This window comes from Arcobacter peruensis (assembly GCF_003711085.1).
Classification (GTDB): Bacteria; Campylobacterota; Campylobacteria; order Campylobacterales; family Arcobacteraceae; genus Poseidonibacter; species Poseidonibacter parvus.
In genome coordinates, this window is sequence record NZ_CP032363.1 from 2605756 (window position 1) to 2623334 (window position 17579).

Below are 17579 nucleotides of genomic sequence, written 5' to 3' on the forward strand. Positions count from 1 at the left end.
GGAACATTAATGATTTTAGACTATAAAGATATTAACGATTTAAACAGATATAAAATAATGTCAGATACAGTAATTCCAAGACCAATAGCTTGGATTGTTACAGAAGATGAGGGTGTATTAAATGCAGCTCCTTTTTCTTATTTTATTCCAATTTCTACTAATCCTGCATTAGTAATTGTAGCAATTGGCGAAAAAGAAGATGGAGTTCCAAAAGATACACTAGCAAATATTTTAAAGCATAAGAAAGCTACTATTTGTTTTGTTAATAAAGATAATGCCAACCAAGTTAAAAAATGTGCAATACCACTTCCAAAAGAAGATAGTGAGATTCAAAAATTTGAAATTGATGTTAACGAAGTTATGGAAAGTTTTCCTCCAATGATAAGCTCTTCTCAAAGTGCATTACTATGTGAATATTATTCTACAGTTGATATTCCAGGGGTTACAACGCCAATTATATTAGAGATTAAACATCAATATTTAGAAGAGGGAAGATTAGATGAAAAGTCACATGTAAATGTTGAAAATATTGGTAGATGTGGAGCTACATTTAAAGCTTTAGTAGATTTAGATTAAAAAATTAAAAGGTTTAGACCTTTTAATTTTAGTTTTTATTATACTTCAGTGTTTCCACAGTGAGCACATTTTTTAGCAGCAATTGGAATATCCATTGCACACTCACTACATGTTTTTGTAGTTGGTTCTTCTACAACTTCCTCTTCTTTTTTCTTCATTTTATTGTAAGTTTTAATAAACATAAACATCACAAATCCTAAGATTACAAAAGAAATTGTGTCATTCATAAATAAACCAATTTTAATAGCAGGTGCTCCTGCTTCTGTTAATTTAGCCATTGTTTCATAAGTTTTACCATCAAGTGCAATAAATAATTGAGAGAAGTCTACATTTCCAAGTAACATTCCAACAGGTGGCATAATAACATTTGCAACAAGTGATTTAATTAATGTAGCAAAAGCTGCTCCAAAAATAAATCCAACAGCCATATCAACCATATTCCCTTTAATTAGAAATTCTTTGAATTCTTTTAACATATAAGTTCCTTAAACATAATTTTTGTGATTATATTTAAAAAGTCTTATAATAAGATTAATATTAAATATATTTTTTTATTTATTCTAATATTTGATGAAGTTTAGAACATTTACTTAAGAAAGTATCCATTCCACACATATCATTGTACATATCATCAAATGAATGGAAATGTGCATCATAAATATATACAAAGATCTCATCGCCTTTTTGTAAGAAGTGATTCTTTCCGAACTCAGCATAAGCTGTAGCTCCTGCAGCTATTAAAATACCTTTTGAATCTTTTGCATATTTAGTAAATTGTGTTAATTCTTCTAATGGACCACAATCTTCTTGAGAATTTAGTTTTTCTATCATCCACTCTTTTAATTGCCCAAAAAAATATGAATATGATTTTACAGAAGATGTTGTTCCATAATCATGAACTATACCGTCTCTTTTAACAAATGAGGCAATATGATATCTTTTTAAAATACCTTCTTCCGTGAAGTTATCAATCTCTATAACTTCTTGAGAGATACCTTTAGTATTTGTTCCCCAATTCTTTTTTGTACTTAGTTTATTTCCATCTTGGAATCTAAGTGAACAGTCGTTAAAGGCTGAAAAATATTTAGGAGTGATATCTACTATCTTATCATTTTCATATACAAAGTCACATATTAAAGCAACTTCAGCTTCAACTTGCATATTATCAGCTTCTCTTCCATGTGTCTTTATAATTTCGTCACATATTGGATATGTTCCTAAAAAAGAATCATGCCCTTTTATATAAAAAGGAAACATTCCTTTAGGGGCATCTTTTTCGTCTGTTTTAATTTGTGCAAACTCATCAGCTTCTCCAGCTTCACCTAAATGATTAGCAAAGTTTCCTGCAACTCCAAAACATAAATAGTCTTTTAAATCTTCTAATAACATTTATAATTTTCCTGTATTATTATTTATAATGAAATATAACATTAATCATTTTTTCTTAACGTCAAAAATGAAACATAGTTTTTTAGTCTAAGGAGTATTTTATAGTAAGTAATTTAGTAGAGATTAGTTTTTTCAAGGGTAATAAATATAAAGACGTAGCGTCTTTATATTTTATTGTATTAAATTGTTCTCCATTTAGCAGGACCAGTAGTGTGTATAGAAACACCCTCTGTATCAACAGCAACAGTAACAGGCATATCAACTACATCAAACTCATAAATAGCTTCCATTCCCATCTCTTCAAATGCAAGAACTTTTGCATCTTTAATTGATTGAGAAATTAAATACGCTGCACCTCCTGTTGCAATTAAATACATAGATTTATACTCTTTAATTAAATCAATAGTTGGTTGCTTTCTCTCAGCTTTACCAATCATACCCATGATTCCAATTTCCATCATGTCTTTAGTAAATTTATCCATTCTTGTAGATGTTGTTGGTCCCGCAGGTCCTACTTTTTCATCTCTAACAGGATCAACTGGTCCAACATAGTAAATAAATCTATCTTTTAAATCTACTCCATTTGGAAGTGGCTTACCAGCATTTTTGTACTCAACAATTTTTTTGTGAGCAGCATCTCTTGCTGTTAAAATTTTTCCTGTTAATAATAAAGTATCACCTGATTTAAATTGAGATAAGTTCTCTTTTGTTAAATCTTCAATATTTACTTTTTTAATAGAATCTAATGGTAATTCAATATCTGGCCATATACTTAAATCTGGTTTAGCAAATTTAGCAGCACCTTCTCCACCTTTTAATTTAAAGTGAATATGTCTAGTAGCTGCACAGTTAGGAATCATAGCAACAGGTAAAGATGCAGCATGACAAGGGTAATCTAAAATCTTAACATCAACAACTGTTGTTAAACCACCAAGACCTTGTGCTCCAATACCAATTTTATTAATATCAGTATAAAGTCTTAATCTTAACTCTTCTAATGCATTTTGTGGACCTCTTGCTTGAAGTTCATGAATATCAACATGACCCATTAAAGATTCTTTTGCAAGTAGCATTGATTTTTCTGGGTTTCCACCAATACCAATACCTAAAATTCCTGGAGGACACCAACCTGCACCCATTTCTCTTACATTTGCCATAACCCAATCATAAACACTATCAGATGGATTTAATACTGCAAATTTAGATTTATTTTCAGAACCACCACCTTTAGCAGCAACAGTAATATCTATTTCATCAGAGTTATCAACACTTACATGAATAACAGCTGGTGTATTATCTTTAGTATTGGTTCTAGCACCTGCTGGATCAGAAACTACAGAGTATCTTAATGTATTATCAGGATTAGTATAACCTTTTGCAACACCTTCATTTAATACATCTACTAGTTCTTTTGTGATTTCTAAGTCAGCTTTTAATCCAACTCTTACAAAAATATTAACACTTCCTGTATCTTGACATAAAGGTCTATGTCCTAAAGCACACATTTTAGAGTTAATTAAAATTTGTCCTAGTGCATTTTTAGCAGCTTCAGATTGTTCGTTTTCATAAGCTTCAACTATAGATTTTACAAAATCTTCTGGGTGAAAATATGAAATATATTGACATGCATCAGCAATACTATCTATAATATCTTGTTCTTTTATTGCGCTCATTGTTTTCCTTTTTGCTTTTGAAATTTTATTATTATACCAATGCGCTAATGAAAAAATTCTTTTTTATTAGTTTACATTTAGTTTATTTTTAAAAGTGTTGTGTTTTAACACCTTCTTGATATAGTTTTAAGAAATTTGAAATATTGATTATGAATAGGTTAAATAGGTCAACTTAAGACCTAAAGTCTTAAGTTGTATAAAGATTAAGAGAAGAATCTGTCTTGAACTCTATCTTGTAATTTTGTTCCAGAGAAGTTTGCTCTTTGAACTAATTCCCAGAAATATCTGTAAGTTGCTCTATCGTGTAACTCACCGTCATATTGGATTGGTCCCCACTCAGCATCTTGTGCAGCAATTAAAATATTTTGCGCAGCTTCTAATTCTGTAAAGTCTGGTTTCATTGCATCAACAATAGCTTGCACTTGTGTTGGATAAATTGACCACATTCTTAAGAATCCGAACTCATTTCTTGCTTTTTCAGCATCTTTGTAAGTTTGGTATGGGTTTTTTAAATCAAGTGTAACATTGTGACAAGGAATAATGTGGTTTTGTAAAGCAGCTTGAACAACTTTTGCTTTAGCAGCACCAATTAATCTATGATCAAATTGGCCAGGGCTTCTCATATTTGAAGCTGGAATTGCACCTTGGTAACCAGAAACAAAGTCCATTAATCCAAAGTCTAAAACTTGTACCCATGGTAAAGTTGCAGTTTTTTCTACATCTTGTAATGCACCATGTGTTTCAATTAAAACGTGAATTGGAATCTCTCTAGAAATTCCAGCTTTTTTAGCTGCTTCTTGAATATACTCAACTTGAGTTTTAGCATCTTCATATGAAGTTGATTTTGGGATAGTAATGTATGCTAATTTTTCACCAGCACCAGGTACTAAAATATCAATATCTTGTCTCCAATCTGGATGATCAAAATCATGAATTCTAGTACCAGCCATTGCATATGGGTTAGCATCAGAGTTAACTACTCTAACAATCATTTCTGCATGCTCAACTTCTTTACCAGTTTCAGCTCCATCTTCACAATCACAAGTAATATCAAAAACAGGTCCAAGTTTCTTTTGCATCTCAAAACCTTTTAAGATTAGCTTTTCGCTACCAGCAAAGTGCTCACAAGATGGGATAATTGGTAAATTGTCTCCAGAACCGAATAGTGCTTCATTAGGGTGTGTCATATTATTTTCCTTTTATTAAATTTAATTTTTTGTTTATTACTTAGCTGTTTTCTACTTTTTTGTCTTTTTCTTGGGAATAACAACTGTGTAATCTAAATCAAGTACTACATTTTTTAAGTACTTTCCATCTTCACCTTTTGGATTTTCAATTTCCGAAGATTTTTGGTTTGTAACTGCAATCGTTCTTAATCTTAATAATCCTAAGTCTTCTCTTTTATGGTCAATTGTTTCTAAAACTTCTGTATAAGCATAAATTGTATCTCCTGCATAAGTAGGATTTGCATGTGCTCCAGAGTTTATAGAATAAATATTTTGTGCATTTTGTAAACCATTAAATGATAATGTTCTTGCCATTGAAATAACAATTCCACCATACATTAATCTTTGACCCATTGGTGAACTTTTCATCATATGGTCATTGAAGTGAACTTTTGCATTATTTTGGTACAACTTAGTTGCTAGTGTGTGATCACTATTATCAACTGTAATACCATCTGGATGATTTAATCTTTCACCTGCTTCATAGTCTTCAAAGAAGAATTTTCCGCCAGTAGAATCAGTGTCTACACACTTGATTTCTGGAAGATTAATTTTATCTAAAATAGGAGTAGTTTTTGCAAAAGTTGGAACTTCATTAATACCTGATGAATTTTCTTTATCTTTTTTATGAACCATAACCCATCTTTTGAAGTTTAATACTTCATCACCATTTTGGTTTACACCAATTGAGTGAACATAAACAACTCCAGATTTTCCATTTGAGTTTTCTTTTAATCCAATAACATCAGATGTCATTGAAACTGTATCTCCAATATAAACAGGATTAGGGAAGGCAATTTCTGCATAACCTAAATTTGCAATAGCATTTAAAGATACATCTTGAACAGATTTTCCAAATGTTAAGTGGAACATTAAAGTATCATCAATAGGTCTTTTATCATAACCCATTTGCTTTGCTACTTCATTTGATGAATGTAATGCAAATCTAGAACCCGTAAATGCTATGTATAAAGATACGTCACCTTCACTAATTGTTCTAGGAAGGGGATGAATTATTTTTTGACCAATAGAGAAATCTTCAAAGAAATTTCCCATATTGATTTTATTGTTAATTTTAGACAATTATTTCTCCTTATTTATTAAATAGGTTTTGACCTAATGATTTATATGTTTCATATAATGTAATCATTTTCTTAGCCCATTTAATTCTAGAACCATCAACTAATCTATCATTATGATAAATTACTTCTTTACCTTCTTTTTTAGCTGCGTCATATTTATTAATCATAGCTTCATAATCTTCAACTTCAGTTTGTTTTGGAGTAAAGATATCATTTATGTATTCAATCTGAATTGGATGGATTAAAGACTTACCATCAAATCCTAAGTTAAATGCATCTTTTGTTGAATCTTCACAAGCAAATTCATCATGAACATCAAAATGAGGTCCATCAATAACAGTTTGACCATATGCCTTTGCAGCAAGTGCAATTTGTGATAAATAGTTAAACATTGCTTTTGAACCTTTTTTGATATCAATTTGAAGTCTATTAGCAAGTTTATTAGAACCAACAACTACAACTTCAACTCTAGGTGATGCTGCACAAATTTGTTGGATATTTAAAACTGATAATGGAGTTTCAATCATAATCATTAAAGATAAATCTGGATTAACTTCTTCAATTAGTTTAACAGCTTCTAAAACTTGTTCAGCTGTTTCAATTTTTGAGAATAATAAACCATCGATTTCAATTTCTTTTGCTAAAGCTAAATCTTTTGCAATATCTTCACTTCCTAAGTTGTTAATTCTTAGAATTCTTTCAGACTCACCAAATTTTGAACCACTTTCTTTATAAACTGATTTAATTGTATCTCTAGCTGGTTCTCTTTGCTCAGATAAAATTGCTTCTAAATCAAAGATTACAGAATCAGCTAGTACTGTTTTTGCTTTTTCAACATTATGTTTGTTGTAAGCAGGAACAAATAACATTGATCTTCTTGCTTTGTATTCTTTAATCTCTTCACCTGTTTCTTTTGCATGATAAACATCATGTAAATTTTTAACAAGTTGCTTTCTTAATACTTTTCCATTTTTAGTTCTTGGATAATCTTTCATTCCAAAAATTGTTTTAGGTGCTTTGTATTTAGCAAGATTTGCTTGTGAGAATGCTAATACTTCTGCTTCTTGTTCTGCTGTTAATTCTTCATGTCCAATTACAGCAATTGCTACAATTACTTTATCTTTTCCAATTTCTAAACCAAAAGCAACACAATCAGCTACTAAATCATGAGTTTTTACAACTCTTTCAATTTCGTGTGGAGATACTCTAAATCCAAATGTATTAATAATATCATCTTTTCTACCAATGAACCAGATGTAACCATCTTCATCTCTTTTAGCGTAATCACCTGTAAAGAAGTAACCATTATGCTTAGCTTTTCTAGTCTCTTCTTCTAATTGCCAGTACTCTAAGAATAAACCTGGATCATCTTCACCAATAGAAATCATACCTTCTTCACCATCTGGAACTTCTTCTAGTGTGTCAGGGTCAAGTAATTTTACAGTATGTCCTGGTTGTACAAATCCTGCAGAACCAGGTCTAATTGGATTGTTTTTTGAATGTGAAATATAGTAAGAACACTCACTCATTCCAATTGCTTCAAAAATATCTTGCTTAAATCTATCTCTCCATAAACCAATCATTTCATCAGATAAGTGTTCACCAGCAGACATACAATATCTTAACGATGGACAATCAGCAGCTGTAAATTCAGTTTTTTGAATAATTTGTCTATAAATTGTAGGTACTCCAATAAAGATAGTACATTTATGTTTTTTAATTAATTCAATCCAAGTTCCAGCATCATTACCACCTTCGTAAGCAATAACTGTATGACCATTAAATAATGGATCCATAAGTGCAGAACCTAAAACATAAGTCCAGTTAAATTTACCAGAGTGCATGATTCTGTCATTTTCTTTAAAATCAAACCAGTATTCAGTAGCAGGAGTTCTTCCTACAAGTGATCTATGTGAGTGTAATACACCTTTTGGATAACCAGTTGTTCCTGAAGTATATACTAAATAAGCAGGCTCACCTGATTTTGATTTATAGTGATTTGCTTTTTTATCTGCAGTTTTTAAAATCTCAGAAAAAGAGTAAACATTCATTCCCTTAGGAATATTTAAACCTTCAGTTGAATCAACACCTGCAACGATAATTGTTTTTAAGTTATCAAGGTTTTCTAAGTAAGGTAATAAATTATCATACATTGTTGCAGATAATACAATAGCACTTGCTTGTGAATCTTCTGCTAAATATTTAACTTCAGAACCTGATAAAAGTGTTGAAGTTGGTACTGCAATAATACCTGCTTTAATAGCTCCAAAAAATGAAATAGGGTAAGCAAGTGAGTTTTTTAAACAAACTAAAACTCTATCTCTAGGCTCAAATCCTAATCCAGTTAAGAAGTTACAAATTTGATCTGATTTAGTAGCTAAATCTTTATATGTTATTTCATCAGTACCAAGCTTATCATCTTCAATAATCATAGCAGTACTATTTTCTTTAGCTGTTCCTACATGTTTAGATGTACAAGCAACTCCAATATTTAAGTATTCTGGTACTTCAATTGTTACATTTGAACTCATTATTATAACTCCTTATTAAATTTGACCGTAAGGCCAGTTTTCTTTAAATGTATGTATAGGCATTCTATTTAATACCGATAATGCAAATATCTCATCTTCTTTATTTAAACTTCTAAGTGCGTATGCTCTTAAAATATTTTGTAAAGCCTTACCAAACATTGGTGGATCTAACATTTCACCTTTATATCTTATTGCTCCACTTAATAAAGCATCAGTCTCAATTGCTAGTTTTAATACAGTAATATCATGCTCAAGCTCTTTTGGGCTTGGTGTAAATGCAACTTTACAAACATTAATATGATTTGGTGTAATAACTTGTTTACCAGTTAATCCCATTGCATTTTCTCTTTGTGCATGTGCATAAACATGTCTAGATGCATCATCACCATGTAAATCTAACCATCTTCTAATATCTTTTTTCTCAACACAGTGATCAGGTAGTGAGTGTGGTGTAAGCATAACTTCAACTCCACCAATAACTCCAGCACCTTTAACTCTAGCTTCCATTGTAAGCATATTAAAGAATGTTTCTAACTCATTAATCCAACCTTCTGGTGTGATTTTATAAGCCATTGCTTTAGAGAAATCATGAATACCAAAAACAACATGTTTAACTGTTGAGTGATCCATTAATCTATCAGCAATTTGAAGTGACTTTGGATGCTCAATAATTGGTTGAATTGTTAAATTACTTCCAATAGATACTAACCAAGAAGATAAATCTCTAATTTCAGCAGATCCGTAAACTTCTCCAGCTTTTGCTAATACAATTACATCAATATATTGATGAATTTGTTTTAACATTTTTAAATCTTCTTCATACTCATCTGTTCTAAATGGGTTAATTCTAACAGCTATTTGGAAATTTCTTTCAGGGAACTTTGGAAGTTCTTGAATTAATAATTCTCTTGACATAGCTTTTTGTCTACAACCATCTTCTAAATCAAATAGTACAGTATGTGCTTTTGTTTTATAAGCATGTTTTTGTAATCTTAATTTAGCTTGCTCCATACTTTCATATGTACCATCAAGTGGGTTGAATTTAATTGGTGGGTAATAAATCTGAATACCAGGCCAGTATCCACCTAAAACTGGTGTCAAATCATCGTTTGCTGTTAATTTTGATAAATCTATTGCAGAAGTCATTTTTTATCTACCTTTCTTTGTATGTTGAATTTTCTTTTCTTACTGTTTTTAACTCTATTAGTATATAGAATAAAACTGATGTGAAAGTTATACATTATTTAAAATGAATTGTTTTTATGTAAAAAAAAATAGTGTTTTTACTTAAGTTTAAATTCAAAAAACTAGAACAAATACCATGACTAAGGGAAAGAAAACTTAAAGAGAAGGGGAAAACATGCAAAAACACTAGGAAAAGTGATGTAAATTTAAGAATAATAAAGAATAAAATATTGCAAATTTACAAATTCTTTTGCAAATTTACAATATTTCTATAAATCATCTAAAAATTGAAGTGTTTTAAAATGGTCTTTTAAAAATGGTTGAGAAACTTTTTTGAAGCTATCTTTATCTTGATATAAATTAATAAAAAATTCAAAATCAATATTTCTATTTTTAAGTGCTTCAATTGAAAGTAGGGTATCATTTATACATCCAAGTTTAGAAGGTGTAATTAAAATGGTTTGACTCTCAAACTCTTTTATTAAATCAATAATAAATAAATTAGCTTCAAGTGGAACCATTAATCCTCCCGCACCTTCAATAATAAGTACATCACACATTGATTGTAAATAAGCTTTCTTTTGTTTTAATACTTCTAAAGATATTCTTGTATCTTCTTTTGCAACATAAGGTGCTGCTGGGAGTTTAAATTGATAAGGTACTACATCGTTTATATTGGCTTTAAAATCTTTGTTTAGCTCTTTTGTTAGATTTAACATCTTTGAACCATCTATTGGTTGTGTGATAACACCTGTTTCACAAGGTTTGAAGTAACCTACTTTTAAGCCTTTTCTTGAAAAGTATCTTAAAAACTTTTCACTTGCATAAGTTTTTCCTACATCTGTATTTGTAGCAGTAATGAAAATGGATTTATTTTTATAGTAGTTAATGTCTTTATTCATATAATTTCTTTTTTGGTATAATATTTTTTTAAAAATTAGAATGGTATTTTATCATAAAAAAGGTTTGAAGTGAGTAACGAGATTGAAATAGAATTAGAAGATGATTTAGATTTACAAGAACCAAAAAAATATAAAGTTTTTTTATTAAATGACGATTATTCAACAATGGATTTTGTTATTGATGTATTAGTAAAAGTATTTAGAAAAAGTTTAGATGAATCATCAAATATTATGTTAAACATACATAATAATGGACGTGAAGTATGTGGAGTTTATACACATGAAATAGCTGCTACTAAAGTAGGGCAAGTTAAAACAATGGCAAGAGAAAAAGGTTTTCCTTTAAAAGCTGTCATGGAAGAAGAATAAAATGATAAGTAAAGAATTAAGAAGTATTTTTTCACAAGCAGTTAGTTATGCAAAAACTAGTAATCATGAATATTTAACTATTGAACATATTTTTTTAATGTTATTACATGATGAATCAATTGAGAATTTGTTTATAGATTTAGGTGTTGATAATAATAAATTATTTGAAGATACAAAAAAATATATAGAAGAAAATACACCTAAGTTACCAGAAGGAATTGATGATGAACCAATTGAAACAATTTCTTTAACTTCCACAATTGAATATATGGTTGCACATACACAAACAAGTGGTAGAGGAAATGCAAATGTAGAAGATATGTTTGTTGCAATTTTAAAAGATGAAAAGTCTTATGCTTTATATTTATTAAAATCTTTAGGAATTGAAAGAATTGATATTTTAGAAGAGATATCTCATAAAGAAGTTGATGAAACATCACAGCAAGAAGAGGGTGAAGAAAAATCTAATAAAGTTTTAGATAAAAATTCTTCTGAACTTGTAAGTGTTGCAAAAAAAGGTGAAATTGATCCTGTAATTGGAAGAGAAAAAGAAATTTCAAGAGTAATTGAGATTTTAAGTAGAAGAAAAAAGAATAATCCAATTTTAGTAGGAGAACCAGGAGTTGGTAAAACTGCAATTGCTGAAGGATTAGCCTTAGAAATTGCTCAAGAAAATGTTCCTGAATTTTTACATGATGCAAAAGTTTTTTCACTTGACATGGGTTCTATGATTGCAGGAACAAAATATAGAGGTGATTTTGAGAAAAAATTAAAATCACTTTTACAAGAAGTAGTAAAAGTTCCAAATGCCATTTTATTTATTGATGAAATTCATACAATTGTAGGAGCAGGAAGTGTTGGTGGTTCAGCAATGGATGCTTCAAATATTTTAAAACCAATGCTTTCAAATGGAAAACTAAGATGTATAGGTGCAACTACATTTGCAGAGTATAGAAATGATTTTTCAAAAGATAAAGCACTTTCTAGAAGATTTGCAAAAGTTGATGTGGAAGAACCTTCAATTGAAGATTCAATATTAATTTTAGAAGGTTTAAAATCAAAATATGAAGAGTTCCATGGAATTAAATATTCAAAAACTGCAATTAGAAGCGCAGTTGAGTTAAGTAAAAAATATATTACTGATAGATTCCTACCTGATTGTGCAATTGATGTTATTGATGAGGTTGGAGCTTCGAAGAAGATTTCTTTAGTATCTACACTTAAAACAAAATCAAAGAAGAATGTAACTATTTCTCAAGTTGATGTTGAAAATACAATTGCAAAAATGGCACATATTCCTGCTAAATCTGCTACAAAATCTGATTTGACTTTATTAAAGTCTTTAGAAAAGAATATGCAAAAAAGAGTTTATGGTCAAGATAAAGCAATTACAACAATTGTTCAATCAATTAAAAGAAATAAAGCAGGATTAGGTCTTGATAAAAAACCAATTGGCTCTTTTCTTTTTACAGGACCTACAGGTGTTGGTAAAACTGAAGTTGCAAAAGAATTATCATTACAATTAGGTATTCACTTTGAAAGATTTGATATGAGTGAATACATGGAAGCTCATACAATTTCAAGACTAATTGGAGCTCCTGCTGGTTATGTTGGTTTTGAGCAAGGTGGATTATTAACAGAAGCTATTAGAAAGCATCCTCATACAGTATTACTTCTTGATGAAATTGAAAAAGCACATCCTGATTTAATGTCAGTTTTATTACAAGTTATGGATAATGCCGAACTTACAGATAATGCAGGAAATAAAGCTGATTTCCAAAATGTAATACTAGTAATGACTTCAAATTTAGGAGCAACAGAAGCAAATGTTATGGGATTTGCTAAAAATGATAACTTAAATGAAAACAAAGCTATTAGTAAATTCTTTGCACCTGAGTTTAGAAATAGACTTGATAGTGTTGTTTCATTTGATAGTTTATCAATCGATGTTGTAAGTAAAGTTGTTGCTAAATTTATTACTGATTTAGAAGAACAATTAAGCGATAAGCATATCAAAATTAATATTACTAGCAAAGCTAAAAAAGAACTTGCAAGTATTGGTTATGACAAAGCTATGGGTGCAAGACCACTTAATAGAGTTATTTCTGATAAAATCAAAGATGTGTTAACAGATGAGATTTTATTTGGAAAACTTAAAAAAGGTGGAATTGTAAATATTGATTACAAAGATGAATTTGTATTTGAATATCTTGTGTAAAACACATTTTTTATACAATTTTAATTTATTATTATTCATATTTAATTACTTCTTTAAGATAAAGAAAGTAAAATTCAAAATTATTTTAAAAGGATCGAAGCAAATGAAAAAAATTTTAATTAGTTCTGCTGTAGCAGTATTATTATTAACAGGGTGTGGTGAAGATAAAAAGGTTACTACAGAAGTAGCAAAAGCAACTGAATCTGCAACTAGTACTGTTAGTGAAGCAGCAAAAGAAGTTAAAGAAACTGTTACTAAAGCAGCAACTGAATTAAAAACTACAGTTACAGATGCAACAACTAAAGTTGTTGATAATACTACTGCTGTAGTTAAAGAAACAACACAAAATGTTGTAGATACTGCTAAAGAAGCAATGGCTAATGGTTCAACTGATACTAAAGAAATGGCAGCAACTGCAGTTGCAACTGTAAGTGAAAAAGCAGTTGTTGCTAAAGATGCAGCAAAAGAAGTTGTTGCTGAAACAATGACAAAAGCTAGTGATACAGCAACAACTGCAGTATCTCAAACAGTTGAAAAAGCTAAAGCTGTAGCATCAGATGCTACAAATGCAGTTAGCGAAAAAGTTTCAAGTGCCGTTTCAACTACAGTTGCAGCTGCAACTGCAACAAAAGAAGCAACAGCTGAAAAAGTTGAAGCTGTTAAAACTGAAGCAGTTGCAAAAGTTGCAGATGCAAAACCTTCTATTAATGCTAAAGCATTATTTGGTGCGTGTGCTGCTTGTCATGGTCAAAATGGTGAAAAAGCTGCATTAGGTAAATCTCAAATTATTAAAGGTTGGGATAAAGCTAAAACAATTGCTGCATTAAATGGTTATAAAGATGGTTCTTACGGTGGAGTTATGAAAGGCGTAATGAAAGGTCAAGTAGCTACTAAAAGTGATGCTGAAATTGATGCTTTAGCTGGATTTATTTCTAACTTATAATATTTAAATATAAAGAAGGGACATCCCTTCTTTATATAAACTTCTTTTTAGATATAATCTTAAAAAATAAGGCTTATATTTGAATATCTATCCTTTGGATAAAAACTCATATATCTTTCCAGACCCAAATTATGCAAATGATAAAGGTATCGTAGCTTATGGCGGTGATTTAAACCCAAATAGGATTATGACTGCTTACTTAAATGGTATTTTCCCTTGGTATAATGAATCTGACCCAATTCTTTGGTGGAGCCCAAATCCTAGATGTATTCTGCAATTAGATGAACTTAAAATATCTAAAAGTTTAAAAAAGACTATTAATAAAAATATTTTTGAAATTAAATTCGATACAAACTTTAGAAATATAATGATTGAATGTAAAAAAATACGCGAAGGAATAGATAAAAAAGGTACATGGATTTCAAATGAAATTATTGATGCCTATACTAAACTTCATGAAATAGGATTTGCACACTCTTTTGAAGCTTATTATGAAGGTGAATTAGTTGGTGGAGGATATGGTGTAAATATTGGTAATATCTTCTGTGGTGAATCTATGTTTGCTAAAAAAACAGATGCTTCTAAAGTTGCTTTTTTTCATTTAGTTCAAAGACTTAAAGAAAATGACTTTAAAATGATTGATTGTCAGATACCTAGTAATCATTTACAATCTTTAGGTGCAAAAACAATTACTAGAAAAGAGTTCTTAAATCTTGTAAAAGAATCTTCTCATAATTGTAAAACTTTTTAAACTTATTTAAAACTAACACTTAACTTACACTCTTATCTTATACTTCCATACATTCAAATTAAGGAGAATGAAAATGAAAGTAACAAAATTAATAGCAGCTATAGCAATCGCTGCAAGTACAAGTCTATTCGCAAATGGAATTAGTAATGTTTCAGCTTTAGTTGAAGAAATCAACAAAACAAGTGATGCAAAAGAGAAACAAGTTTTAATGAAAAAGTTAGAAATTGAACTTTCTGTTATTGATAAAAAAGATCTTAGTCAAGCAAAAGAAATTATTGATACAAAATTAAAAAAATAATTCTAATTTTACTAGGTCAAATTTATGGGAATACAAGTATAACTTGTGTTCCTTTTTTTATTTCACTTTTTATATAAATATTTATATTTAAAACCTCACATAGTTGTTTTACAATACTCATTCCAATTCCTAGTCCGGCATCAGTTTCTTTATAGTATCGTTGAAATACTTTTTTTGTATCTTTTATTCCAATTCCTGTATCTTCAATTATTACTTGATTCTCATGTATTTTAATCGATAATTGACCATTTTTCTTATTATATTTACATGCATTAGTCATTAGATTGTCTATAATTCTATCTATACCATTTTTATTACTTTGAACTATCAAGGGATTTAAGTCTTTAATAAATTTTATTTTAGGATATATTTTTTGTAGAACTTCTACTTTTTCATTGATTATTTCTTCTATAGAAATATTTTCATCTTTATTAATACTATTAGGTGTCATATATTCTAAGTTTTTATATAATGATGCAATACTTTTAGCACTTAATTCTATTCTTTCTATTTCATCAAAATCTCCACGTTTTCTTAATAGTTTAGAATTTAATAAAATTGAGGTTGCAGGAGTATTTAAATCATGAATAATATCTTTTAAAAAGTTTTCTAAGAGATAAAGTGCTTCTTTCATAGGTTTTAATGAATATATTGCAAAAGCAATTGAGAGTAAGAAAAGTAAAAACAATATAATAAAACTAAATTTAAATATATCTGTTAAGAATTCATTATAAACTTTTTTGTATTTATTTTTATCATATATAACTTTTAATAAATAAGGTCCAGTTGATGCTGTTTGGAAATATGCACATAAACCTTCTTTGCAATGATATATCTTAAATAACTGTTTTTTTTTATCATTTTCAATAATATCTAATGTAAATTTTTCTCCCTTAAAATCAAAGGTATAATCTTTCATTTGATAAAGTATATTTTGCTCAATATCATTTATTTTGTCTTGGTGATACATATATAAAACTACAGAAGAAAGTAATAATAAAGGAATAAAAAATAGATATAAGGTTGTAAAAAATGATTTTTTTTCATAATTCTTCAAGTTTATATCCTATACCTTTTGTATTTGAGATATTAATATCTAGTACTTTTTTCAATTTACTTATTAAAACACGAAGCGCACTATCACTTGGTCTATTCATGTAATCAAAAAATGTTGATTTATTTACAGTCATATTTATATTTCTAATTAAGAGTGAAAATATTTCTTTTTCTACTAAGCCTAAAGCTACTTCTTCATTATTCTTAAATACTCTGTTTTCAAGTAAATCAAAAGTTATATCAGAATATTTAATAATTGGGTTTTTCCTTTTTAAAATAGCTTTAACACGTGCAAGTAATTCATCTAAATCAAATGGTTTTTTTATATAATCATCACAACCACAATCAAAACCTTCTAATGTAGTTGTTATATCTCTTTTTGCAGTAATAAAAAAAGTTGGTGTTAAATCATCAGCTTGTCTTAAAAGTTTTAAAGTATCAAGCCCTGATAATAAAGGAACATTAATATCAAATAAATATAAATCATATTTATTTTCATAAGTGTACTCAAGGACTTCTTCTCCATCATTAACAAGTGTTACATCATAGTTTTCATCTTTTAGAATTTGAAGCATTGTTTGAGCTAGTATTTCATCATCTTCTAAGAGTAAGATTTTTGCTTGCTTAATCATTTTGATAAGGTATTTTGCTTGTAAAGTTTTTGAGGAATTTTTTTCTTTGCTTTTATAATTGCATCTGCTTCTTGTTGAGCTTTTTTATTTTCAGATGCTAATTTATCTTTTAATTCTTCAATTAGTTCTTTTTTAACTTCTGCTGTTGGCGCTTGATTAACTTTTTCTAATAATTTATTAACTTCTTTATTCTGTGCAAATGCAAAAGTTGTAAGAGATAATAAATATATTATAATTGTTTTTTTTAGTATCATTTCGCTTCTTTTTTTAATCTTTTAATTTCTAATTTCACTTTGTTTATTGGCGAAGTCTTATATTTACTTAGATTACATCTATTTCTTTTTGCTATAGTATATTCACGATTATAAGATTTTAATGCATTATTTATATTTTTAGCAAAGATACTTTGAGAATTACTTTCTATTAAAAATAATTGAGCTTCTGCACCAAGTATATCTTTTTGAATAAAATATCCCTTATTGAACTCTTTTTTGATATATAAAGAAGCATGATCCATGATTTTTCTATGTTTATTACAATATTTATAACTTTGAGTTTTCTTTTTTATTACAGCTTTTTTTATAGGAGTTTTTTTTGTTTCTTTTTTAATCTCATTTTTTACAATTGCTTTCTCAATATTTTTAGCTTCAACTTCAATATTTTTATTAGGGTTTATTACTGAACATCCAGAAAAGACTAATAAAAAAAGTATTGTAAAATATGTTTGTTTTTGATTAAACATTTTGTC

Annotated in this window: 18 protein-coding genes; 6 read left to right on the top strand and 12 right to left on the bottom strand. The window is 28.8% G+C overall.

The window, feature by feature from the left end:
- Positions 1–9: 9 nt before the first annotated feature.
- The gene (locus D3Z07_RS12900; RefSeq protein WP_076088070.1) at positions 10–576 is read left to right on the top strand and encodes a flavin reductase family protein; all 567 of its coding nucleotides are present in this window, start codon (positions 10–12) and stop codon (positions 574–576) included.
- Positions 577–614: 38 nt separating this feature from the next.
- Here the strand turns inward: D3Z07_RS12900 and mscL are convergent, their stop codons facing one another.
- The 8 genes from mscL to bioD all read right to left on the bottom strand — a co-directional run bounded on the left by mscL (position 615) and on the right by bioD (position 10564).
- Complete coding sequence (gene mscL, locus D3Z07_RS12905; RefSeq protein WP_076088068.1) at positions 615–1052, bottom strand: large conductance mechanosensitive channel protein MscL; 438 nt, start codon at positions 1050–1052, stop codon at positions 615–617.
- 79 nt (positions 1053–1131) lie between these two features.
- Positions 1132–1965 (bottom strand): DUF5718 family protein, encoded by an 834-nt coding sequence (locus D3Z07_RS12910; RefSeq protein WP_076088066.1) that lies wholly within the window; start codon positions 1963–1965, stop codon positions 1132–1134.
- Positions 1966–2144: 179 nt separating this feature from the next.
- The gene (locus D3Z07_RS12915) at positions 2145–3638 is read right to left on the bottom strand and encodes a fumarate hydratase (RefSeq protein WP_076088064.1); all 1494 of its coding nucleotides are present in this window, start codon (positions 3636–3638) and stop codon (positions 2145–2147) included.
- 203 nt (positions 3639–3841) lie between these two features.
- Positions 3842–4825, bottom strand: a complete 984-nt coding sequence (locus tag D3Z07_RS12920; protein WP_076088062.1) for an HpcH/HpaI aldolase/citrate lyase family protein — start codon at positions 4823–4825, stop codon at positions 3842–3844.
- Positions 4826–4876: 51 nt separating this feature from the next.
- On the bottom strand, positions 4877–5947 hold the full coding sequence (locus tag D3Z07_RS12925; RefSeq protein ID WP_228200554.1) for a MaoC family dehydratase: 1071 nt from the start codon (positions 5945–5947) through the stop codon (positions 4877–4879).
- Between the two features lie 10 nt (positions 5948–5957).
- Positions 5958–8477: an aldolase/citrate lyase family protein gene (locus D3Z07_RS12930; RefSeq protein ID WP_122894096.1), complete on the bottom strand. Its 2520-nt coding sequence runs from the start codon at positions 8475–8477 to the stop codon at positions 5958–5960.
- A gap of 15 nt (positions 8478–8492) precedes the next feature.
- On the bottom strand, positions 8493–9623 hold the full coding sequence (locus D3Z07_RS12935) for an HpcH/HpaI aldolase/citrate lyase family protein (protein ID WP_076088057.1): 1131 nt from the start codon (positions 9621–9623) through the stop codon (positions 8493–8495).
- Positions 9624–9931: 308 nt separating this feature from the next.
- Entirely contained in the window at positions 9932–10564 is a 633-nt protein-coding gene (gene bioD, locus D3Z07_RS12940) for a dethiobiotin synthase (protein WP_122894097.1), read from the bottom strand.
- Positions 10565–10633: 69 nt separating this feature from the next.
- Between bioD and D3Z07_RS12945 the strand changes: the two genes are divergently transcribed.
- The 5 genes from D3Z07_RS12945 to D3Z07_RS12965 all read left to right on the top strand — a co-directional run bounded on the left by D3Z07_RS12945 (position 10634) and on the right by D3Z07_RS12965 (position 15143).
- Entirely contained in the window at positions 10634–10933 is a 300-nt protein-coding gene (locus D3Z07_RS12945; protein WP_076088053.1) for an ATP-dependent Clp protease adaptor ClpS, read from the top strand.
- 1 nt (position 10934) lies between these two features.
- Positions 10935–13151 carry an ATP-dependent Clp protease ATP-binding subunit ClpA gene (gene clpA / locus D3Z07_RS12950; protein WP_076088051.1) on the top strand — a complete coding sequence of 739 codons (2217 nt, stop codon included), beginning with the start codon at positions 10935–10937 and terminating at the stop codon, positions 13149–13151.
- A gap of 103 nt (positions 13152–13254) precedes the next feature.
- Positions 13255–14094 (top strand): c-type cytochrome, encoded by an 840-nt coding sequence (locus tag D3Z07_RS14370; protein WP_322898827.1) that lies wholly within the window; start codon positions 13255–13257, stop codon positions 14092–14094.
- Between the two features lie 79 nt (positions 14095–14173).
- Positions 14174–14845, top strand: a complete 672-nt coding sequence (aat, locus tag D3Z07_RS12960; protein ID WP_228200555.1) for a leucyl/phenylalanyl-tRNA--protein transferase — start codon at positions 14174–14176, stop codon at positions 14843–14845.
- A gap of 73 nt (positions 14846–14918) precedes the next feature.
- Positions 14919–15143, top strand: a complete 225-nt coding sequence (locus D3Z07_RS12965) for a restriction endonuclease (protein WP_076088047.1) — start codon at positions 14919–14921, stop codon at positions 15141–15143.
- A 22-nt stretch (positions 15144–15165) separates the two neighbouring features.
- Here the strand turns inward: D3Z07_RS12965 and D3Z07_RS12970 are convergent, their stop codons facing one another.
- Genes D3Z07_RS12970 through D3Z07_RS12985 form a run of 4 tightly spaced genes read right to left on the bottom strand, consistent with a single transcriptional unit; the run spans position 15166 to position 17573 of the window.
- Positions 15166–16200, bottom strand: a complete 1035-nt coding sequence (locus D3Z07_RS12970) for a sensor histidine kinase (protein ID WP_122894098.1) — start codon at positions 16198–16200, stop codon at positions 15166–15168.
- The gene (locus D3Z07_RS12975) at positions 16187–16831 is read right to left on the bottom strand and encodes a response regulator transcription factor (protein WP_076088043.1); all 645 of its coding nucleotides are present in this window, start codon (positions 16829–16831) and stop codon (positions 16187–16189) included. Before D3Z07_RS12975 ends, D3Z07_RS12970 begins: the two co-directional genes overlap by 14 nt.
- Positions 16828–17085: a hypothetical protein gene (locus tag D3Z07_RS12980; protein WP_076088040.1), complete on the bottom strand. Its 258-nt coding sequence runs from the start codon at positions 17083–17085 to the stop codon at positions 16828–16830. The genes D3Z07_RS12975 and D3Z07_RS12980 overlap by 4 nt, the downstream gene beginning before the upstream one ends.
- Positions 17082–17573 carry a hypothetical protein gene (locus D3Z07_RS12985; protein ID WP_122894099.1) on the bottom strand — a complete coding sequence of 164 codons (492 nt, stop codon included), beginning with the start codon at positions 17571–17573 and terminating at the stop codon, positions 17082–17084. The genes D3Z07_RS12980 and D3Z07_RS12985 overlap by 4 nt, the downstream gene beginning before the upstream one ends.
- Positions 17574–17579 lie beyond the last annotated feature (6 nt).